The 20,515-nt window shown below is 33.1% G+C and carries 22 protein-coding genes; 12 read left to right on the forward strand and 10 right to left on the reverse strand.

What is annotated here, in order from left to right:
- The first annotated feature begins 30 nt into the window (after window positions 1-30).
- Window positions 31-1,035 (forward strand): type IX secretion system membrane protein PorP/SprF, encoded by a 1,005-nt coding sequence (locus R2782_RS09515; protein ID WP_371267998.1) that lies wholly within the window; start codon window positions 31-33, stop codon window positions 1,033-1,035.
- 37 nt (window positions 1,036-1,072) lie between these two features.
- Window positions 1,073-1,588, forward strand: coding sequence for a gamma carbonic anhydrase family protein (locus tag R2782_RS09520; RefSeq protein ID WP_371267999.1), 516 nt, complete (start codon window positions 1,073-1,075; stop codon window positions 1,586-1,588).
- On the opposite strand, the gene murI is transcribed toward R2782_RS09520, so the two are convergent.
- From murI to R2782_RS09560, 8 genes are all read right to left on the reverse strand, one after another.
- The gene (gene murI / locus R2782_RS09525; protein WP_371268000.1) at window positions 1,589-2,365 is read right to left on the reverse strand and encodes a glutamate racemase; all 777 of its coding nucleotides are present in this window, start codon (window positions 2,363-2,365) and stop codon (window positions 1,589-1,591) included. It abuts the gene before it with no gap.
- A 78-nt stretch (window positions 2,366-2,443) separates the two neighbouring features.
- On the reverse strand, window positions 2,444-2,944 hold the full coding sequence (locus R2782_RS09530) for an OmpH family outer membrane protein (RefSeq protein WP_371268001.1): 501 nt from the start codon (window positions 2,942-2,944) through the stop codon (window positions 2,444-2,446).
- A 15-nt stretch (window positions 2,945-2,959) separates the two neighbouring features.
- Complete coding sequence (locus R2782_RS09535) at window positions 2,960-3,997, reverse strand: OmpH family outer membrane protein (RefSeq protein WP_371268002.1); 1,038 nt, start codon at window positions 3,995-3,997, stop codon at window positions 2,960-2,962.
- A 41-nt stretch (window positions 3,998-4,038) separates the two neighbouring features.
- Window positions 4,039-6,759, reverse strand: coding sequence for an outer membrane protein assembly factor (locus R2782_RS09540; protein WP_371268003.1), 2,721 nt, complete (start codon window positions 6,757-6,759; stop codon window positions 4,039-4,041).
- The gene (locus R2782_RS09545; RefSeq protein WP_371268004.1) at window positions 6,692-7,432 is read right to left on the reverse strand and encodes an isoprenyl transferase; all 741 of its coding nucleotides are present in this window, start codon (window positions 7,430-7,432) and stop codon (window positions 6,692-6,694) included. The genes R2782_RS09540 and R2782_RS09545 overlap by 68 nt, the downstream gene beginning before the upstream one ends.
- A 1-nt stretch (window position 7,433) precedes the next feature.
- Window positions 7,434-8,117, reverse strand: a complete 684-nt coding sequence (locus tag R2782_RS09550; protein ID WP_371268005.1) for a DUF6089 family protein — start codon at window positions 8,115-8,117, stop codon at window positions 7,434-7,436.
- Between the two features lie 145 nt (window positions 8,118-8,262).
- Window positions 8,263-9,147: an NAD kinase gene (locus tag R2782_RS09555; protein WP_371268006.1), complete on the reverse strand. Its 885-nt coding sequence runs from the start codon at window positions 9,145-9,147 to the stop codon at window positions 8,263-8,265.
- A 2-nt stretch (window positions 9,148-9,149) separates the two neighbouring features.
- Window positions 9,150-9,809 carry an acetoin utilization protein acuB gene (locus tag R2782_RS09560; protein ID WP_371268007.1) on the reverse strand — a complete coding sequence of 220 codons (660 nt, stop codon included), beginning with the start codon at window positions 9,807-9,809 and terminating at the stop codon, window positions 9,150-9,152.
- A gap of 101 nt (window positions 9,810-9,910) precedes the next feature.
- On the opposite strand from R2782_RS09560, the gene R2782_RS09565 reads away from it, so the two are divergent.
- From R2782_RS09565 to clpX, 6 genes are all read left to right on the forward strand, one after another.
- On the forward strand, window positions 9,911-10,624 hold the full coding sequence (locus tag R2782_RS09565; RefSeq protein WP_371268008.1) for a pyridoxine 5'-phosphate synthase: 714 nt from the start codon (window positions 9,911-9,913) through the stop codon (window positions 10,622-10,624).
- 31 nt (window positions 10,625-10,655) lie between these two features.
- The gene (locus R2782_RS09570; RefSeq protein ID WP_371268009.1) at window positions 10,656-11,420 is read left to right on the forward strand and encodes an alpha/beta fold hydrolase; all 765 of its coding nucleotides are present in this window, start codon (window positions 10,656-10,658) and stop codon (window positions 11,418-11,420) included.
- A gap of 33 nt (window positions 11,421-11,453) precedes the next feature.
- Window positions 11,454-11,801: a phage holin family protein gene (locus R2782_RS09575; RefSeq protein ID WP_371268010.1), complete on the forward strand. Its 348-nt coding sequence runs from the start codon at window positions 11,454-11,456 to the stop codon at window positions 11,799-11,801.
- Window positions 11,802-11,893: 92 nt separating this feature from the next.
- Window positions 11,894-13,219, forward strand: coding sequence for a trigger factor (gene tig, locus R2782_RS09580; protein WP_371268011.1), 1,326 nt, complete (start codon window positions 11,894-11,896; stop codon window positions 13,217-13,219).
- A gap of 94 nt (window positions 13,220-13,313) precedes the next feature.
- Entirely contained in the window at window positions 13,314-13,973 is a 660-nt protein-coding gene (gene clpP, locus R2782_RS09585) for an ATP-dependent Clp endopeptidase proteolytic subunit ClpP (RefSeq protein ID WP_371268013.1), read from the forward strand.
- An 85-nt stretch (window positions 13,974-14,058) separates the two neighbouring features.
- A complete protein-coding gene (clpX, locus tag R2782_RS09590) occupies window positions 14,059-15,291 on the forward strand; it encodes an ATP-dependent Clp protease ATP-binding subunit ClpX (RefSeq protein WP_371268014.1) in 1,233 nt (410 codons plus the stop codon).
- A gap of 19 nt (window positions 15,292-15,310) precedes the next feature.
- Here the strand turns inward: clpX and R2782_RS09595 are convergent, their stop codons facing one another.
- Together R2782_RS09595 and R2782_RS09600 are read right to left on the reverse strand one after the other, a co-directional pair.
- Window positions 15,311-15,475, reverse strand: a complete 165-nt coding sequence (locus R2782_RS09595; RefSeq protein WP_371268015.1) for a hypothetical protein — start codon at window positions 15,473-15,475, stop codon at window positions 15,311-15,313.
- 1 nt (window position 15,476) lies between these two features.
- Window positions 15,477-17,003, reverse strand: a complete 1,527-nt coding sequence (locus R2782_RS09600; protein ID WP_371268016.1) for a GH3 auxin-responsive promoter family protein — start codon at window positions 17,001-17,003, stop codon at window positions 15,477-15,479.
- Window positions 17,004-17,128: 125 nt separating this feature from the next.
- Between R2782_RS09600 and R2782_RS09605 the strand changes: the two genes are divergently transcribed.
- The 4 genes from R2782_RS09605 (at window position 17,129) to R2782_RS09620 (ending at window position 20,481) form a co-directional block, all read left to right on the forward strand.
- Window positions 17,129-17,923 (forward strand): DUF2797 domain-containing protein, encoded by a 795-nt coding sequence (locus tag R2782_RS09605; protein ID WP_371268017.1) that lies wholly within the window; start codon window positions 17,129-17,131, stop codon window positions 17,921-17,923.
- A gap of 134 nt (window positions 17,924-18,057) precedes the next feature.
- Window positions 18,058-18,627, forward strand: coding sequence for a YceI family protein (locus R2782_RS09610; protein WP_371268018.1), 570 nt, complete (start codon window positions 18,058-18,060; stop codon window positions 18,625-18,627).
- Between the two features lie 32 nt (window positions 18,628-18,659).
- Complete coding sequence (locus R2782_RS09615; RefSeq protein WP_371268019.1) at window positions 18,660-19,946, forward strand: hypothetical protein; 1,287 nt, start codon at window positions 18,660-18,662, stop codon at window positions 19,944-19,946.
- A gap of 10 nt (window positions 19,947-19,956) precedes the next feature.
- Window positions 19,957-20,481, forward strand: coding sequence for a hypothetical protein (locus tag R2782_RS09620; protein WP_371268020.1), 525 nt, complete (start codon window positions 19,957-19,959; stop codon window positions 20,479-20,481).
- Window positions 20,482-20,515: the final 34 nt, after the last annotated feature.

Genomic DNA, 20,515 nt, shown 5'->3' on the forward strand with positions numbered 1-20,515 from the left:
CTCATTTTTCATTAAAAAGATAGAAACCCCATGAATCTTAAATTAAAGAAAGTTTATTTACTAGCAGCATTTTTTCTTTCACAAATGATGTATTCGCAAGAAGGAATAGCAGTATATTCGGATTATTTAACGGATAATTATTATCTAATACATCCTTCGATGGCCGGTGCTGCAAATTGTGGAAAACTCAGAGTAACCAGTAGGGCACAATGGTTTGGTCAAGAAGATGCACCTAGTTTAAGTACAGCAAGTTTTAATACAAGTGTAGGGGATCGTTCCGGAATTGGAGCTATTTTATTTTCGGATAAAAATGGGTATCACTCACAAAAAGGAATAAAATTAACCTATGCTCACCATATCATGTTTTCACGTAGTGAAATCGATTTAAATCAGTTGTCATTTGGTATTAGTGGAGCATTGGTTCAGAGTCAATTGGATGAGACAGAATGGTTAAATAATCAGCCATTTGATCCTATAGTTGGTGGTTTTCAACAAAAAGACTCGTATTTTAATATAGATTTAGGAGCATCCTATAATTATTTAGAGTTTTATGCTCATTTTACGGTAAAAAATGCAATAGCAAATGTTAGACGTGAAATTTATACAGAATTTGAGTCTGATAATTTGAGGAAATTTTTATTAAGTGCCGGTTATGTTTTTGGAAATAGTGACCGATTACAATGGGAGCCATCTATTTTGTTTCAATTGGTTGAAGAGACGAAAGAAAAGTCAATTGATTTAAACTTAAAAGTGTATAAAGACATGGATTTTGGTAAACTATGGGGAGGTTTGTCTTATAGAAGAAGTTTTGATGGAGCTCAATATCAAGACGGGAGTAGTGTAAAAGATCAACGTTTACAATATTTTACACCAATAGTGGGGGTTAATTTTAAACAATTTATGGTCGCTTATACTTATTCTTACTTAACCGGAAATGTTCGTTTTGATAATGCTGGTTTCCACCAAATTACGTTAGGGATGAATTTATTCTGTAAGAGAGAAAAATATCAATGTAACTGTCCTGCAATTAACTAATCAATTTTATCCCGACACTTGTCGGGATTTTTTATCTATGATAATAAAGACTGTAAACGGTAAAACCCCTATCATCCCTAGTGATTGCTACGTAGCCGATAATGCCACTATTATTGGTGATGTTCGGTTAGGTTCTTTGTGTAGCATTTGGTTTAATGCCGTGGTGCGTGGGGATGTTCATTTCATTAAAATTGGCAATAAAGTGAACATTCAAGATGGAGCGATTATTCATTGTACTTATAAAAAACATCCAACTATTATTGGTAATAATGTGTCAATAGGGCATAATGCAATTGTTCATGGTTGCACCGTACATGATAATGTTTTAATTGGAATGGGAGCTATTGTGATGGATAATTGTGTAATAGAAAGTAATTCCATAATAGCTGCAGGAGCTGTTTTAACGCAGAATACACATGTGGAATCCGGAACAATTTATGCCGGGGTTCCTGCAAAAAAAGTCAAAGAAATTGACCAATCTGATTTTGCCGGAGAAATTGATCGAATTTCTACTAATTATGTAATGTATTCCGGATGGTTTAAAGATAAATAATTAAAATTCTTTTTCTATAACGGGGTATTTATTATTTAAAATCGATTTTAAAACCATTGGATTGTAATTAGTGTAAAAGATTTGTGAGCTTTTTTTCTCTAAACCAAGTAAATTAGTCTGCGTTAAAATATTCTTTGTTTGGCGGGCTACCGCTTCCCCTGAATCGATAATTTTAATATGCTTGGGGATGATTTTTTTAATCTGTGGAATTAGATAGGGGTAATGACTACATCCTAAAACCAGATAATCAATATTAGCTTCCATCATTGGTTTTAGGTATGTTTTGAGTAATGAGGTCATTTCAACGGATTCTATGTTTCCTTCTTCTATTAATTGTACTAAACCGTTGCCAACTTGCTCAATTATTTTAGTGTTCGGATAATTCATTACATTTTGATTAAACAATTCACTGCTTAAAGTTCCTTTAGTTGCCAAAATGCCAATAGTATGCGTTTCAGATTTGTTTGCGGCTGGTTTGATAGCAGGTTCAATTCCTATAAAAGGCACATCATAACTAGCTCTTAATTCTTTGATAGCATTTGTAGTTGCCGTGTTACATGCTACTACAATTAGTTTTGCGTTTTGATTTAGTAGAAATTCTGTATTTTTTTTACTTAACGCAACGATTTCTTCTTTTGATTTCAGTCCATAGGGAGCATTCTTGCTGTCGGCTAAATAAATTGTGTTTTCATTTGGTAGTAAGTTGTGAATTTCTTTCCAAATAGAAGTTCCGCCAATTCCGGAATCAAAAAGACCAATAGGATCTGAATTTATCATATTTCAAAAATAAAAAAAACTACTCAAATCCCTTTAGTTTGGGTGAGCAGTTTTTATGTTTTTTTTTTGATAGATTTCTTAGAAACCTAAATCTTTCTTAACATCTAAAGTTAAATCGGTTCCGTCGGCAAAGATTGCAGAGTTCACATCGATAACGTAGTTAAACCCTTTTGCTTTTCCTACTTTAGCTATTGAAGCTTTAATTTTTTCCATTAAAGGTTTTGCCAAATCAGATTCTTTTTGTTGCAACTCTTTTTGAGCAGTTTCTCTATAATCTCTGATTCGTTTTTCCATATCCTGTACTTCTTTCGCTCTTTCTTCGTTTACCTTTTCAGTAACAGTTGCAGCTTCTTCATCATATTTTTTCAACTTAGCATAATATTCATCAGCCATTGTTTTAAATTCAGCATCGTATTGTTTGCTAAGTGTTTCTAATTGTTTTTGAGCCTCAATCATTGCGGGCATTTTTGTAATCAACTCATTTGTGTCGACATGTGCTATTTTTGTTTGTGCAGTGGTGACTTGACTTGCACTAAAGAATAAAATAGTCGCAATAAATAAAGTTTTCAATTGTTTCATCATTTCTAGTTATTATTAATTATTGTTTTCGTTTTCTTTATCTTCGTTTTGTTTTGCTTCTTTTGCTTTTTTGGCAGCTTCTCTGTCTGCTAAAATTTTTTGTTTACGCTCTTCTATTTGTCTCTTTCTTTCTTCTAGTTTTTGTTGTCTTTCTTGTTCTGCTTTGAGTCTAGCATCGGCTGGAGTTTCTTTTGTTTCTTGAGAATCATTATTTTCAGTTTCTTTTTTTTCAGTTGAAGCACTACCGTTTTCCGTTTTTTTATCTCCTTCATTATCCTCTTTATCAGAAACTGTGCCATTCTTTTTCGCTTCCCTTTCTTCTTTTAATCTCGCTCGTTTATCTTCAAAATCTTTTTTCTTTTGAGCTGCTATCGCTTTACGAGCTTCAGTAATACTATCACGTCTTGATTTACGTTCTTCTAAGATTTTTTTACGTTCTTCTAAAGCGGGGTTGTTATCGTCTTTGTAATCTTCTATTCGTTCTTTTTCTTCCAACGCTTTGAGTTGCTTTTTACTCATTTGTTCTCGTTTAGCAGCTCTAGTTAAAGTTCGGATTACTTGGTCACTGATATCATGTCTTTTGGCAGCAAAAAGCACCGTTAAATCGGAAGATTTATCTAAAATGAAATCAAACTTTTTTGCTTCTGCTAAATCTTGAACTGCTGTAAAAACCTGATCTTGAATCGGTTTTACTAACACAGCTTTTTGCACTATTAAATCACCATTAGGACCAAATCTTTTTTGTTGGTATTCTATTAGTTCTGTTTCAAGGAATTTGATTTCTTCTTCTTTTTCTTCAATTAGTTCTTTTGTTAAAAGCACTTTTTCGTTAGCTAAACTTTCTTTTAAGGCATCAATTTCATTTTGTTTAGTTTCAATTTCCTGTTTCCATTTTTGAGCTTTTAATTCTAATTGATTTTTAGCTTCTGTATAATCCGGAACATTTTGAAGTATATATTCCATATCAATATAGCCAATTCTAACACCTCTGGTTTGTGCTTCTAAGGCAATTCCGGAAAGTGCTAAAAACAATAAAAAAACAAATTTCTTCATATTCTTTAAAATTATCTTGTAAATATAACAGAAATTAACAATTAAAATTGTTGTCCGATGATAAAATGTGTTTCCCACCCATTTTTTTGGGTCTGACCAGGAACTGCATCAAAGCCGTGTCCGAAGTCAATTCCTAATAAACCAAAGGCAGGCATGAAAACCCTAAGACCCAATCCTGCAGATCGTTGCAGTCTGAACGGGTTGTATTCTTGAAAGTTATTAAATGAAGCTCCTGCTTCCATAAACCCAAGTACATAGATAGATGCAGCAGATTTTAAAGTTATCGGATAACGAAGTTCCATAGTGAACTTGTTGTAAATTGTTCCACCATCTGTAGATGATAACGATTGATTAGGGTATCCTCTTAATTGAATAATCTCTCTGCCATCTAGAGCAAAGTTAGCCAGTCCATCTCCACCCAAGAAGAATCGCTCAAAAGGCACTAAACCTCTTTCATTATTGTAAGCCCCCATAAATCCAAACTCTCCAAGTGTTCTGAGAACAAGTGCGTTTTGATTTGTTCCTGCAATTTTGGTATACCAATCTGCTTTCAATTTAATTTTATAAAACTCCAACCAATTAAATCGTTTTTGATCTACCTTACTTTGGTCTACAGCAGCATCTTGAAAATTGGCTTCAGATACGGGTGAACCGTTTTCATCAATTAAAGTGCCAATAGGAATAATATTCCCTGTATCAGGATCGCTGGTTTCTTGGGTTGTTCTGAGTTTGTATTCTTTTAAATTCTCTAAATTTTTGTAATCTACACCATTAAAAAGTGAATAAGGAGGGGTGAATTTTGCAGTAATAGAAAATTCTGAACCATATACCGGATAAATTGGATTCACTCCTTTGTTATTTCTCGTCAATCCAACAGTATAGGCTAAGTTTCTGGCAGAACCATCGCCAAAAGTAAATAAACCTGTATTATAATTATTCAAATCATAATATTGAAAACTGATTGATTGAGATAAGACGAAGAAATCATCCGGAACGGTTAATCTTTTTGCAATTCCTACAGAAAGCGAAGTAATGTTAAAACTTCTGCTTCTGTCTACATCTCTGGTTTGAAAATTATTTAAGTATTGTTTACTATGCGATAATGATGTGGAGAATTGTACTGGTTTTTTACCTCCTAGCCAAGGCTCAGAAAAAGTTAAGCTATAGGTTTGAAAGAAGGAACTACCTTGTAACCTCAATGACATACGTTGTCCGTCGCCCATTGGAAGTGGTTTATAGGCATCTTTCTTAAAAATATTTCTGGCTGAAAAATTATTAAATGACAATCCAAGCGTTCCGATGAAACCGCCGCCACCATAACCTCCTTGTAATTCAATTTGACTTGACCCTTTTTCAACTAAGTTATATTCAATATCGACTGTTCCGGCAGCCGGATCAACATTTTTAAATTTAGGGTCGATTGCTTCAGGGTCAAAAAATCCTAGCTGACCAATTTCACGAATAGTACGCACTAAATCTTCTTTGCTGTATTTTTGTCCCGGTTTTGTTCGAAGTTCACGATAAATTACATGATCATTTGTTTTGTCGTTTCCAACTACAGTAATCTTGTTGAAATAAGCTAAGGGTCCTTCCAAGATTCTGATTTCAAAATCGATAGTGTCGTTAGCTGTTCTAACTTCAACAGGATTTATAGTAGAAAATAAATAGCCGTTATTTTGATACAAATTAGTTATATCATTAGCATCAGGATTTTTTTTGTTGGCAATTCGCTCCTGCAATAAAACACCGTTGTAAGTTTCTCCTTTTTTAATTCCTAATACCCGACTTAACCCTTCATCAGTATAAATCGTATTCCCTAAGAATTTAATATCACCAAAATAATATTTATTACCTTCTTCTACTTTTAATTTGATATCAACCGTGTTTTTTTTAGTATTAAAGGTTACACTATCATAAATAATTCGAGCATCACGATAACCTTTCTCTTTGTACTTATCAATAAGGCTAACAAGGTCTTCTTTGTATTTTTCTTTAATAAATTTTGAACCTTTCCAAAATCTTCCAAAGAATTTAACTTTGGTGTTAGACATTGCTCTTCTGAGTTTGCCCTCTTTTATTTGTTCGTTTCCTTCGATTGAAATACTGGAAACTTTTATTTTTTTTCCTTTATCAACATTAATAACCATTTTTACTTCATTACCGCTTGTTGTATCTGGAATGGTGTTAATGGCTACTTTGGTATTATAAAAACCGTCTTTTTTGTATTTGTTTTCAATGGTAGTCTTGGTTGTAGTGATTAAATTTTCATTCACCACTTTACCTTTGGTTAGGTTAATTTCTTTGAGTAAAGATTCGGCTTTATTTTTCTTGAGGCCTTGAATTTTGGCTTCATTTAGCTTTGGGAGCTCTACCATGTTTAATTCCAAAAAAATGGTGTCGCCTTTAATCTGATTAACATACATGTCAATGTCACTAAACAAACCTAACTTGCCTAATTTTTTTATTGCTGTACTTATTTCTTCACCTGGAACAACAATTTTTTGACCTTTCTCCAATCCTGAAAAGGTTACAACAGTTTGTTGGTTAAACGTTATTTTCCCTGTAACTTCAACACCGCCTAATATGTATTGAGAGCCTCTTTCAAATGGCGTTGACTCTTGTGCTTGTAATTGAAAAATACTTCCTAAAATAAGTATTGTAAAAATGGACGTAAAGTTTCTCAACACGTTTTTTTTATTTAATTTGTTCACTTGTTTTTCCAAACCTACGTTCTCTTTTTTGATAACTAATAATAGCTTCATATAAATGTTGTTCTCTAAAATCCGGCCAAAGTACATCTGTAAAATACAATTCCGCATAGGCTATTTGCCATAATAGAAAATTACTGATTCGATGCTCTCCACTGGTTCTGATTAATAAATCAACATCAGGTAGATTGTGTGTGTAAAGATGTTGATTAATAATTGTTTCGTCAATAGATTCTGGTGAAATTATATTATTTTTAACTTTATCACAAATGGCTTTTACCGCAGAAACCAATTCCTCTCTGGAGCCGTAGCTCAAAGCGAGGGTTAAGGTCATCCGTCTATTTTCTTTAGTTTTGTTAATTACTTCTAAAAGTTCTTTATGTGCAGTGGCAGGTAAAAGCGATAAATTACCAATAGAATTTAATTTGATTTCGTTTTTTTGGAGCGTTTTTAACTCTTTTTTTAGTGATTTTATTAATAAATTCATCAAAGTATCAACTTCTACTTTAGGACGATTCCAATTTTCTGTTGAAAAGGCATATAAGGTTAAGTTATTAATACCGAGTTTAGCACAACTTTCAACAGTTTCTCTTACAGACTTCGTTCCTTTTTCATGGCCAAATGCCCGCATCATACCTTGCTGTTTAGCCCAACGACCATTGCCATCCATAATGATGGCGAGATGTTTAGGTAAATTATCTTTATTTATTAATTCTTTCAAAATCATTTTATTCAGGACAAAAACATGGGTTTTCGCCAAAAGTATAAGTTAATGTAAATCCGGTAAACATATACCAATCTTTACTGTTGATATTTCCAAATTGTAAAGAAGACAAGTTTTCGTTTTTAGGATTACTACCGTCTAAATTGTCAGTAAACGTAAACCGAGCTCCAATCTCGACGCCTGCAACCAAATCTCTTGTCAATTTTGCCTTTAAACCAACAATCATTGGGATTGCCAAAGATCCTTGTTGATTATCCACACTAGCTTTGTTATCTGTATAGTACAGTTCTTTATAAAGAAAATAACTCAAACCGGTATAGACATAAGGTGTAAATTGAGACTTTAGACTATGTAAATCAAATTCAAAAAAATTAAATTCCATTCCGGCGGAAACTTCGTGAACAGTATTTTTAAAATGAAACCCTCTTAATTGTCTATCTGCTACGTCAGCATCTAAATCATTTGATGAAATTTTTCCAAATGTATAAGAAAAACGATAAGTGTGCCTTGTGCTTCTATTCCATTTATAGATAAATCCAACAGCCAAATCATTAGGTGCAATATAAGTAGTTGGTCCAACGTCACCTATATAGTTTGCCCCACCGGAAAAAATACCTATTTCGTTAATTTGGGCATTTAATCCGGCATAAATGAGTATAAAAAACAATGCAATCTTAATTCTATTCATTGGTTTTTGAAATAGCGTGCAAATATAACAATTATGACTAGTTTACAGCTAAATAATTGCCATTTATCACAAATTAATTTCAAAAAAAACGGAAATAAATGAGAGGTAGTATAGTTATGAGGGTTAATTTTTCAATGTTAAAGTGTTAATTTCTTTTATCAACACCCCAAAGCAATTTATTGCGTAACGTTTTTAGAAATGTTTCATCGCGTATTTCAACCATGTTTATTTTAAATTCTGTTTTTTTGATGGTTAAAACGGTTTCGTTATTCATTGTGGCTATTCTACTGTCTAAAGAGACTAAGAATTGTGGTTCTCTTCCGGTAACTTTTAAAATAATTTCTGTATTATCCGGAATAACTAATGGTCTAGCATTCAAATTGTGCGGAGCAATTGGAGTAATAACCAAACTTTTTACATCCGGAGTTAATACCGGACCTCCACAACTTAAAGAATAACCTGTAGAACCCGTAGGTGTAGAAATAATTAACCCGTCAGCCCAATAAGAAGTTAAATATTCTCCGTTTAAGTAAGTTTCAACGGTAATCATCGAAGTGGTGTCTTTGCGACTCACCGAAATTTCATTTAGTGCAAAATTCAGATTATTGATTTCAGCGTTTTTTGGATTACTTTCCAAACTTATCAATGTGCGTTTCGAAAAATTGTAATTTCCATCCAAAATAGATTGCAAAAACAATTCAATATTTTCTTTTTGTACTTTGGCTAAAAAACCTAATCTACCGGCATTGATTCCTAAAATTGGAATCCCGGAGTTTCGAACATAAGTTATAGCTCTTAAAATTGTGCCGTCTCCACCTATACTAATCAAAAGATCAAAACTAGAGTCTAAATCGTTGAATGTAGAAAACGTTTTGTATTCTTTTTTTAGGATATCTTCGGCATACAATATTTTTAAAAAAGCTTCTTCAATTACCAATTCAACATGATTGTGATTTAGATAAACAAAAATATCTTTAATGATAGGTCGTGTATCGTTTTGATAATATTGTCCGAAAATGGCAATTTTCATGTTTAGATATTTAAGTATTTATCCAAATAATCTGAACGTTCTTTCAAATTGTTCAAATAATTATCTTCTTGATGTTCAGAGATGATTTCGTAATTGTACCTTCTAAAAGTTTGTATAATTTCATTCATTCCGCCAAGTGATAGTTTGATGGTAATTTCAACAAAATCAACATTAGCTTCTGAGATAAAAGCCCCCAAAATCTTACCATTATTGGTTTCTATAATTTGAGCAACTTGACTGAATGAAAAATCAACGGTAGGTTTTTTTACAATAATAATACCTCCTTGTTCTTTTAAAAAAGGTGTTTCGGCAAAAAATTGAACAATATCATTTAGTTCGTAGTAACCCAGATAATTGTTTTGCTCATCTAAAACAGGAATCAAATTGGTGTGGTTTTGAGCAAAAACTTCTAAGACATCTAGCCAAATCATTGTGTTTCGTGCAAAAAAACCTTCGAAAGTATAGCGGTATTCAATCACAGATTTATGATTGTCAAATGTTATAACATCATCGGCGGCAATACTCCCAATAAAAACCCCTTCCTCAACAATAGGAAAATGAGAAAACGTTAAGTCCGTAAAAAAATCTTGAATGTTTTCAATAGTTTCTTTACTGTTAAACGGTTTAAAATCATTGTTAATATAGTTCGTTATTTCTAACATGGCTATTTAATTTCGTTGCAAAATAATCAAAAAATACTATAAAAGAGCATGTTTTAGTTTGTATTTTTGCAGTCATTTTCTAATTCAATCGTTATCAACACATGACAAAGTTAAGTGTAAATATTAACAAAATTGCAACCCTCCGAAATTCCAGAGGCGGAAACATGCCTAACGTGTTGCAAGTGGCCAAAGACGTGCAACGTTTTGGAGCTCATGGTATTACTATTCATCCTCGTCCGGACGAACGGCATATCCGTTATCAGGATGCTCGTGATTTGAAGCCGATTGTTTATACTGAATTTAACATTGAAGGAAATCCGGTTCAAAAATTCATTGATTTAGTATTGGAAGTAAAACCTACTCAAGTTACTTTAGTGCCAGATGCGGATGATGCATTAACCTCTAATGCCGGCTGGGATACCATTAAAAACAAAATTTTTTTAACAGAGGTTATTCAGGAATTCAAACGAAATGATATTCGAACTTCAATTTTTGTTGATCCTGTTTTATCTATGATTGAAGGGGCTAAAATAACCGGAACAGACCGAATTGAATTATACACCGAAGAATTTGCTCATCAATACGTATTGGGTAATGAAAAAGGAATTCTACCTTATGTTGAAGCAGCTGTTTTATCCAATCAATTAGGAATGGGTGTAAATGCCGGTCATGATTTAAGTTTAGAGAACATCTTATTCTTCAAAAATAATATTCCTAATTTATTAGAAGTTTCAATCGGTCATGCTCTCATTTGCGAATCACTTTATTTGGGAATCGAAAATGTGGTGAATATGTATTTACATAAACTCAAATAGATTTTCAATCTATAATTAAAAATAAATTCAAATGCTATATTCAAAAATTGAAGGTACAGGAAAACCATTGATAATTTTACATGGATTTCTGGGTATGTCTGATAATTGGAAAACCCTCGGAACGCAATTTGCAGAACAAGGTTTTCAAGTTCATATGCTCGATTTGCGAAATCACGGGCGAAGTTTTCATTCGGATGAATTTAATTACACTGTAATGTCCGAAGATATTTTGAGGTATTGTAACTTTCATCAATTGGTAAAGATTGATATTATCGGACATTCTATGGGAGGGAAAGTGGCAATGTTTTTAGCATCAAATTATCCTGATTTAATTGATCGTTTAGTTATTGCAGATATTGGACCGAAATACTACCAACCACATCATCAGGATATTTTAGAGGGGTTGAATGCAGTTGATTTTTCAGTAAAACCGGAAAGAAATGATGTGGAAGAAGTGCTTAAAAAATTTATATCGGATTTTGGAACCCGTCAATTTTTAATGAAAAGTTTGTATTGGAAAGAACCCGGACAATTGGCGTTTCGTTTTAATTTAGAGATATTTAATAAAGAAATTGAACAAGTTGGGATTGCTCTTCCAAAAGATACGCATTTTGTAAAACCAACTTTGTTTATCAGGGGTGGAAATTCAAGATACATATTAAACGAAGATTTGGATGAGATAAGAAGTCAATTTCCCAAAGCTAAACTTGAAACAATTCCAAACGTTGGGCATTGGCTACATGCCGAAAATCCGAAATTGTTTTTCGAAATTGTTATGGGTTTTTTAAAACCATAATTTTTTTTGTAATTTTATTAAAAATTTTATTGTATGGGATTATTACTCAGAATTCTAATTACTGCTGGTTTAGTAATGTTAATTTCTCATCTTTTGCCTGGTGTAAAGGTTGATAGTTTTGTTCAATCTATTTATGTAGCTATTATTTTGGGGTTGCTTAATTTGTTTATCAAACCGTTGATAATTTTGTTTACGTTGCCGGTAACCATTTTAACATTAGGGTTTTTTCTGTTGGTAATCAATGCGTTTATCGTTCTGCTTTGCAGTAACATTGTGGGAGGATTTCATGTAGAATCATTTTGGACAGCGTTGTTTTTTAGTATTATCTTATCGGTTTTTCAGTCTGTTGTTTATAAATTAACCGCAGCACACGAAAAATAATAGTTCTGAATTGTTAAAATTCAGCTCATTACTGTTGGTTGGGTGGCGAAAAAGTTGTACTTTTGCCACCCAATTTTAGTATATAAATAGAAATGAATATTACAAGAACAAATGTAGATGCTTTGAATGCAGTGGTTACCGTGGCGGTTTCCAAAAATGACTATGCTTCTAAAGTAGAAAAAGTATTGGCAGATTATCGCAAAAATGCTTCGATTCCTGGGTTTAGAAAAGGTGCTGTGCCAATGAGTATAATTCAGAAACAATACGGGAAAGCTGTGTTGTTAGACGAGGTGAACAAAGTGCTTCAAGAAAATTTAAACAACTATTTGGTTGAAGAAAAATTAGATATTTTAGGGAATCCACTTCCTAAAGTTACAGAAGATTTCGATTGGAATAAAGAAGATTTCACGTTTGATTTCGAGTTAGGATTAGCTCCTGAATTTTCGGTTGATTTGTCTGCAAAAAACAACATTACAGCTTTCAAAATTATTGCTGATGATAAAATGTTGAATGATCAAGTAGAAAGAATTCAAAAACAATACGGAAAATTAATTTCTAAAGATACAGTGGAGGAAGGTGACGATTTGAATGTAACCTTTGAAAATGAAGCAAATGGAATCAATAATACAACTTCCATTTCTTTAGATGCTTTTAAAGATAAAAAAACAGCCAAAAAATTTGTTGGTAAAAAAGTAGGAGATGTAGTTGAAATCTCAACCAAAGGTTTATTTGATGATGATCATAAACTAATGGATTATTTAAAAGTAGACCACGATTTAGTACATGGTTTGGATATTGAAGTTTTAGCTAAAATTGAAGGAATAACAACAAGTGAAAAAGCTGAATTGAATCAAGAATTATTTGATAAATTATTTGGAGAAGGAAATGTAACTTCAGTTGACGAGGTAAAAGCAAAAATCAAAGAGGATGCTGAAAAACAATTTGCTCAACAAGCCGATCAAAAATTCCTAAACGATGTTACTGACTTTTTGTTGGAAAACACCAAGTTTGATTTACCGGCCGAATTTTTAATTAAGTGGTTGCAAAATGCAGGGGAAAAACCATTAACAGAAGAAGAGGCAAGAGAAGAATTTGCTAAGTCTGAAAGAGGTCTTCGTTACCAATTGATTGAAGGAAAAATTATGACAGAGAATAACTTGCAAATCACTTTTGATGATTTAAAAGCATTTACATCTGAATTAATCAAAAAACAAATGGCTCAATTTGGTCAAATGAATCCTACACAAGAAGATATTGATGGAATTGTAGCCCGTGTACTTTCTAACCAAGATGAAGTTAAAAGATTGTCAGAACAAGTCATGAGCGAAAAAATGTTAGGTCTTTTTAAAGACAAAGTAAAAGCAAAGTCAAAAGAAGTTTCTTACGAACAGTTCGTTAAAGAAATGTACGGAGAATAATAATTTTGAAAAAAAGTAGTATATTTGGGCGTCGAATGTAAATTTGACGCTCTTTTATGTTTAAAAGAGGAAACAATAATAGCCTATTTTAAAAATGAATTTCGGAAAAGAATTTAAAAAGTTTGCTACCAAACATCATGGTGTGAATAGCATGTATTATGATAAAATTGTAAGTGGAATGACTCCTTACATTATTGAAGAGCGTCAATTAAATGTGTCTCAATTAGATGTTTTCTCTCGTTTGATGATGGATAGAATCATTTTCTTAGGAACAGGGGTTGACGATTATGTTGCAAACATTATTCAAGCTCAGTTATTGTTCTTGGAAAGTGTTGATGCGTCAAAGGATATTCAAATTTACATCAACTCACCTGGCGGGAGTGTGTATGCCGGACTAGGAATTTACGATACGATGCAGTATGTAAAACCTGATGTAGCTACTATCTGTACAGGTATGGCAGCTTCTATGGGGGCTGTTTTGTTGTGTGCAGGTGCCGAAGGGAAACGTTCTGCATTACCACATTCAAGGGTGATGATTCACCAACCATCGGGTGGGGCACAAGGTGTAGCTACCGATATGGAAATTAACTTGAAAGAAATGTTGAAACTAAAGAACGAACTCTATCAAATTATTGCCAATCACTCCGGACAATCGTTTGAAAAGGTTTACAAAGATTCAGAACGTGATTATTGGATGATTGCAGATGAAGCCAAAGAATACGGAATGATTGATGAAGTTTTAAGAAGAAAATAATCAAGTCTAAAGTTCCAAGTTTAAAGTCTAATAATACATACGAACGACTTTTACTTGTAATTTTCAGGCTTTTGACTATATAAAAATGGCAAAAGAAATGTTGGAATGTTCTTTCTGCGGCAGAAAGAAACCTGAGACAAATTTGTTAATCGCCGGTATTGATGCTCACATTTGTGATAAATGCATTGATCAGGCACATGGCATTGTTTTAGAAGAGCTAAAGCAAAGTAAACACTCGCATGGTTTAGGCGATTTAGTGCTTAAAAAACCAAAAGAAATCCGTTCCTTCTTAGACCAGTACGTAATCGGACAAGACCAAACTAAAAAAGTAATGTCTGTTGCCGTTTACAACCACTATAAAAGATTGATGCAGAAGAATCATGATGATGAGGTTGAGATTGAAAAAAGCAACATCATTATGGTAGGCCAAACCGGAACAGGAAAAACATTGGTGGCTAAAACCATTGCCAAAATGTTGAATGTACCTTTAACTATCGTCGATGCAACCGTACTAACCGAAGCCGGTTATGTTGGAGAAGACGTAGAAAGTATTTTAACCCGCTTATTGCAAGTAGCCGATTATGATGTAGCAAAAGCTGAAAGAGGAATCGTTTTTATTGATGAGATAGATAAAATTGCCCGGAAAAGTGATAATCCTTCCATCACTAGAGATGTATCCGGTGAAGGGGTTCAACAAGCTTTGTTAAAACTATTAGAAGGAACTGTAGTTAATGTCCCACCTAAAGGAGGAAGAAAACATCCTGATCAAAAATTTATTGAAGTTAATACACAAAATATATTATTCATAGCCGGCGGTGCTTTTGACGGAATTGAAAGAATTATTTCAAAACGATTAAACCGCCAAGCAGTTGGTTATAGTGCTTCGGCCAATACAGACCAAATTGATAAGGATAATTTGATGCAATACATTATACCGAAAGACATTAAAGATTTTGGATTAATTCCTGAAATTATTGGCCGTCTTCCTGTTTTATCGTATATGAATCCGTTAGACAGAGAAACCCTTCGTTCGATATTAACAGAACCTAAAAATGCTTTAATCAAGCAATACAAGAAGTTGTTTGAAATGGATGATGTGGTGTTTTCAATCTCTGAGGAAGCCTTAGATTATATTGTCGATAAAGCTTTAGAATACAAATTAGGAGCTCGTGGATTACGTTCACTTTGCGAAGCCATTTTAACTGATGCAATGTATGATTTGCCAAGTTCTGAAGAAAAAACTTTACATATTGAAAAAAGCTATGCCGAACACACGTTGAACAAAAACATGTTACAACGACTAAAAGCTGTTTCTTAGAATTACTTACTATACTAAATCAAACTAATCCTGAGGTTTTTACTTCAGGATTTTTTTGTGGAATTAAATTAAGCTTTTCTTTTTGAGTAGGAACTTCACATCGCCTTCCCGGTCCACAACCAAGTCTTCTCGGGCCACAAGAGTATAAAGTAATTAGGATTAAAAATAAAAGTAATTTTTTCATCTTAAACCTTTTCTGCAAATTGCATTCGTAATAATTGCTCCAAGTATGTTCTTTCGTTAGAAAGTCTCGGAATTTTATGCTGTCCTCCCAATTTGTCACTTTCTTTCAACCAATCATAAAACAAATTCGGTCTGGCAACATTAATAATCAACGGATTTAATGTCATATTATTACGTCTTTTGGCTTCATAATCTGAATTGAGGGATTGCAAAGTATCGTCTAAAATTTTTCTAAAATAGTTAATATTTTCAGGCGATTTTTTAAATTCAATCATCCATTCGTGAGCCCCTTTTTCTTTCCCCTTCATAAAAACAGGGGCAACAGTATAATCAATTACTTCGGATTCGGTTGCGTGACATGCTTTGGAAATGGCTTGGTCAGTGTTTTCTACAATCAACTCTTCACCAAAAACATTGATAAAATGTTTGGTTCTTCCGGTGACTCTAATACGGTACGGATTTAAAGATGTAAACCGAACTGTATCGCCAATCATATATCGCCACAAACCGGAATTGGTAGTAATCACAACGGCATAATTTTTAAATAATTCTACTTCCGCTAATCGAATAATTTTTTGTTCCGATGTTCCTAAAGTTTCCATTGGAATGAATTCATAGAAAATGCCATAATCCAACATCAGTAATAATTCATTGGAATTATTCAAATCTTGAATAGCAAAAAATCCTTCAGAAGCATTATAAATTTCGTAGTAGTTAAAATCATTACTCGGAAATAATTTTTGATACTGTTCTCGATACGGATCAAAACTCACGCCACCATGAAAGTAAACTTCAGCATGTGGCCAGATTTCTAATAAATTTGTTTTCCCGGTTACTTCCAACACTTTGTTTAACAAAACCAACATCCAAGAAGGAACGCCAGCAAGACTAGTAACGTCTTCATAAATAGTTTCTTGAACAATAGCCATTAATTTGATTTCCCAATCGCCCATGAGTGAAACGCGATTGCTGGGAGTCGAACTAAATTCGGCCCAAATAGGCATATTGTCAATCAGAATTGCAGATAAATCACCAAAAAAAGTGTTATTATCTTCATACAATTCTTTGCTCCCTCCTAAACGAAGGCTTTTACCAACAAACAATTGAGAATCTTCATTGTTGTTTAAATACAAACTCAACAAATCTTTACTGGCTTTATAATGACAGTTCTCTAAGGCTTCATTGCTTACCGGAATAAATTTGCTTTTGGCATTTGTTGTTCCGCTCGATTTAGCAAACCATTTGATGGAAGTAGGCCAAAAAATATTTTGCATTCCTTTTCGAGTTTGTTCAATCATGGGTTCTAAATCTTCGTAGGAAGAAACAGATACCCGCTCAGCAAAAGTTTGGTAATTTTTGATTGAGTTAAATTCATATTGTCTGCCAATCACTGTGTTTTCCGAAGTTTTGAGTAACGAAAGAAGTAATTCTTCTTGCACCTCATTCGGGTATTTCATAAACAATTCAATTTGATGAATCCTTTTCTTTAAGATCCAAGTAGCAATTGAATTGATAATGGGTAGTGGCATTTTTCTATTATTAATTAAAGTAGTGTTTGATTTGATTTGTGAAAATACAAACTTAACTTTACAACTTCACCAAAAATAATGATTTTTGATGAACCTTGAACTTTAATGAATAAACTTTCTCTTTTATGATATACGAAGGTGTTCTAACAAAAATGCAAACCGAACTTGGCAATCCTATTCACTATTATTTGGTGTTTGAAAATAGCTTTCTAAATCTTAATCAGTTGTTAGATAAAGAACTTGAAATTTCATTTTTAGGTTATCAATGTTTACATTGTGGAAAAAAGAAAAAAATTTTTCGCCAAGGTTTTTGCTATGATTGTTTTATGTCTAGTGCAGCTGCCGGTGATTGGATTATGAAACCTGAACTCAGTACAGCTCATTTAGACATTGAGGACCGTGATTTAACATATGAAAAAAAGGTGCAATTGCAACCACATATTGTTTATTTGGCCTTATCAAGTGAGGTAAAAGTAGGAGTTACCCGTAAAACACAAGTCCCAACCCGATGGATAGATCAAGGAGCCGTGAAAGCCATTCCTATTGTAGAGGTTCCCAATCGCTATTTAGCCGGAATTACAGAAGTGGCACTTAAAAGTCAATATGCAGATAAAACCAATTGGCAAAAAATGCTTAAAAATGAAATTCCTTCGGTTGATTTAGAAGAAGAACGCTTAAAGGCAAGAACGTTTTTGCCTAACGAGGTGCAAGCTTATTACAGTAGTCAACAACAAAATTTGATTGAACTTCACTATCCGGTTTTACAATACCCTAAAAAAGTAACTAGTTTAAATTTAGATAAATCACCTTTTTATCAAGGAAAATTATCCGGAATAAAAGGCCAATATTTGCTTTTCGAAGATGGAACGGTGTTTAATATTCGAACTTTTGAAGGATATGTGGTAAAAATTAAATTATAAGTTATTAACTATTTCGATTTCGAACGGTCTTTACTTTAAGTAAGAAATAAATTTCTTTTTAAACACTGACATTAATTATGTTTTTTGTCTTTTTTCGGGCGGAAATTTGTCTCACAATTCAAAACCTCACAATTATGAAACGATTATTCAGTTTGAAAAAAGCAATTTTGTTTTTGTTTTTTTTCACTATTTCTACATTAGGTTTTGCTCAAAAAACTTTTACACTACAGGCAAAACCACATTTAAAAATCTCCGGAACATCTAGTTTACACGATTGGGATATGGTTTCTGAAACGGCTACCGGAAAACTTGTGGGAACTATAGACGGGAACGGATTAGTTTCTATTTCGTCTCTTGCCGTTGAAATGCCAGCAGAGAGTATTAAAAGCGGGAAAAGTGGAATGGACAAAAATGCCTACAAAGCATTAAAAACAAATCAATTTAAAATAGTAAAATTTGATTTAAAAGCAGCTACTAAAAACTCAGATGGCACTTGGAATTTTACCGGAACATTTGCCATAGCGGGTGTTACTAAATCGATAACATTAAAAGTCAAAGAAACTTCAAATCTAGGTCAATCTGCTTTGGAAGGAAGTTATTCATTTAAATTAACTGACTACAAAATTACGCCTCCAACTGCTTTGATGGGAACCATCAAAACAGGGGATGATGTTAAAATAAGTTTTACACTAAAATTCAAATAACTCTAAAAACCAACCTCTAAATTAATTAAAAAATGAGAAATTTATTTATCCTTGCTCTTGTATTGATAAGTACACTAGCAACCGCTCAAAAGCAACAATATCAGTTAGATAATTGGAGACCATATGATAAGACAGGATTGTCTATGTTTGAATCTCCAAAAGATACCGCTACCACATTTGAAAATGTGAAAGTTAGAATAGGTGGAGCATTTGCTCTCCAATACCAAGCATTGGATCATGAAAATAATGCCGACGAGGTTTTAAATGCCAATGGTGTTAACACCAATCAATTGGCAGCATTAGGAAACAATTTTAATTTAGCGACAGCCAATTTAGACATTGATGTGGCTTTGTATGATGGGGTTAATCTTCATTTAAGAACCTATCTTTCATCTCGCCACCACCCAGAACCTTATGTAAAAGGAGGCTATATTCAAATTGATAAACTAGATTTTATCAGCAAAGGATTTATGGCCGAAACAATGAAGAATCTTACCATCAAAATTGGTCATATGGAAAACAATTATGGCGATGCACATTTTAGGAGATCAGACAATGCCTTAGCCATTTATAATCCATTTGTAGGTAATTATATCATGGATGCTTTTACCACAGAAGTGGGTGCAGAAGTTTATTACCGTAAAAGTGGTTGGATTGCTATGCTTGGAGCTACAAATGGAAAATTAAACCAAACAACCAATGCCCCAGGAGTTACAAGTCCTTCAGTAATGGCTAAAATAGGTTATGACAAACAATTGAATAGTGATTTACGTTTTAGATTAACTGGGTCTTTGTATAATACGGCTCAATCTGCAAGAACCTATCTTTACGGTGGTGACAGAGCCGGTTCTCGATATTATTTTGTAATGGAGAATACCTTGGCAACTTCTTCTGCAAACTTTTCTTCCGGATTATTAAACCCCGGACTTACAAATGAGTTAACAGCTATTATGATTAACCCTTTTGTGAAATACAAAGGACTAGAGTTCTTTGGTATGGTTGAAAAAGTAAGTGGAAAAACCAAAGCAGAAGTAGATGAAAGAGATTTCACTCAATTGGGAGCAGAGCTAATCTACCGTTTTGGAAAAAATGAAAATATTTATGTAGCGGGTCGTTACAATAGCGTTTCGGGAGAAACTGTAGCTAACGAAGAGATAGATGTAACACGTTTCAATATCGGAGGCGGTTGGTTTATGACTAAAAATATTTTGCTTAAATTCGAATATGTTAATCAAAAGTATGACGGTTTTGCTAAAACAAATATCCTAAACGAGGGTAAATTTAATGGATTTGTTGCCGAAGCTGTGATTGCATTCTAAAACAAATGATATGCGTGTTTTTGGTCTCATATTAGTTTTAACTAGTGTACTGTTTTCAACACCTAAAGATTATATGTTGGTCTGTACAAAACAGTTCACTGTTCAAGGTACTACATCAATTGGAGGTTTTGAATGTAACTACGATATGAATACCAAAGACACGCTTTTCTTTAATCAACCGGATAAAACAAAAAAAATATCACACAGTGTTCCGGTCAAAAACTTTGGATGCGGAAACTTTGTTCTCAACAATGATTTTAGAAAAACACTAAAAGAGAAAGAGTTTCCAACTGTTAAAATTGAACTTTCAGATTTTAAAAAAAATAACAATTCTTATAGTTGTGATTTAACACTAAACTTGGTTGGAAAACAAAGGATATATAAAAACCTCCCTTTGAAATTTGATAAAAATTATTTAGTTGGCAACATAACGTTACAATTTACGGACTTCAATCTTACTCCTCCAAAAAAAATGGGAGGAATGGTAAAAATTAAGGAAGAGATTAAATTGACTGTTAGTTTGCAAACAGAATAGTTGAATAGTTGCGTTAGTTATTCAGTTTTAAAAG

This window comes from Flavobacterium sp., assembly GCF_041392085.1.
Lineage (GTDB): Bacteria > Bacteroidota > Bacteroidia > Flavobacteriales > Flavobacteriaceae > Flavobacterium.

Excerpts from the sequence above, each read along its gene's own strand:
- R2782_RS09515 (WP_371267998.1), top strand. The coding sequence starts at position 31 with ATGAATCTTAAATTAAAGAAAGTTTATTTACTAGCAGCATTTTTTCTT.
- R2782_RS09520 (WP_371267999.1), top strand. The coding sequence starts at position 1,073 with ATGATAATAAAGACTGTAAACGGTAAAACCCCTATCATCCCTAGTGAT.
- murI (WP_371268000.1), bottom strand. The coding sequence starts at position 2,365 with ATGATAAATTCAGATCCTATTGGTCTTTTTGATTCCGGAATTGGCGGA.
- R2782_RS09530 (WP_371268001.1), bottom strand. The coding sequence starts at position 2,944 with ATGAAACAATTGAAAACTTTATTTATTGCGACTATTTTATTCTTTAGT.
- R2782_RS09535 (WP_371268002.1), bottom strand. The coding sequence starts at position 3,997 with ATGAAGAAATTTGTTTTTTTATTGTTTTTAGCACTTTCCGGAATTGCC.
- R2782_RS09540 (WP_371268003.1), bottom strand. The coding sequence starts at position 6,759 with ATGAAGCTATTATTAGTTATCAAAAAAGAGAACGTAGGTTTGGAAAAA.
- R2782_RS09545 (WP_371268004.1), bottom strand. The coding sequence starts at position 7,432 with ATGATTTTGAAAGAATTAATAAATAAAGATAATTTACCTAAACATCTC.
- R2782_RS09550 (WP_371268005.1), bottom strand. The coding sequence starts at position 8,117 with ATGAATAGAATTAAGATTGCATTGTTTTTTATACTCATTTATGCCGGA.
- R2782_RS09555 (WP_371268006.1), bottom strand. The coding sequence starts at position 9,147 with ATGAAAATTGCCATTTTCGGACAATATTATCAAAACGATACACGACCT.
- R2782_RS09560 (WP_371268007.1), bottom strand. The coding sequence starts at position 9,809 with ATGTTAGAAATAACGAACTATATTAACAATGATTTTAAACCGTTTAAC.
- R2782_RS09565 (WP_371268008.1), top strand. The coding sequence starts at position 9,911 with ATGACAAAGTTAAGTGTAAATATTAACAAAATTGCAACCCTCCGAAAT.
- R2782_RS09570 (WP_371268009.1), top strand. The coding sequence starts at position 10,656 with ATGCTATATTCAAAAATTGAAGGTACAGGAAAACCATTGATAATTTTA.
- R2782_RS09575 (WP_371268010.1), top strand. The coding sequence starts at position 11,454 with ATGGGATTATTACTCAGAATTCTAATTACTGCTGGTTTAGTAATGTTA.
- tig (WP_371268011.1), top strand. The coding sequence starts at position 11,894 with ATGAATATTACAAGAACAAATGTAGATGCTTTGAATGCAGTGGTTACC.
- clpP (WP_371268013.1), top strand. The coding sequence starts at position 13,314 with ATGAATTTCGGAAAAGAATTTAAAAAGTTTGCTACCAAACATCATGGT.
- clpX (WP_371268014.1), top strand. The coding sequence starts at position 14,059 with ATGGCAAAAGAAATGTTGGAATGTTCTTTCTGCGGCAGAAAGAAACCT.
- R2782_RS09595 (WP_371268015.1), bottom strand. The coding sequence starts at position 15,475 with ATGAAAAAATTACTTTTATTTTTAATCCTAATTACTTTATACTCTTGT.
- R2782_RS09600 (WP_371268016.1), bottom strand. The coding sequence starts at position 17,003 with ATGCCACTACCCATTATCAATTCAATTGCTACTTGGATCTTAAAGAAA.
- R2782_RS09605 (WP_371268017.1), top strand. The coding sequence starts at position 17,129 with ATGATATACGAAGGTGTTCTAACAAAAATGCAAACCGAACTTGGCAAT.
- R2782_RS09610 (WP_371268018.1), top strand. The coding sequence starts at position 18,058 with ATGAAACGATTATTCAGTTTGAAAAAAGCAATTTTGTTTTTGTTTTTT.
- R2782_RS09615 (WP_371268019.1), top strand. The coding sequence starts at position 18,660 with ATGAGAAATTTATTTATCCTTGCTCTTGTATTGATAAGTACACTAGCA.
- R2782_RS09620 (WP_371268020.1), top strand. The coding sequence starts at position 19,957 with ATGCGTGTTTTTGGTCTCATATTAGTTTTAACTAGTGTACTGTTTTCA.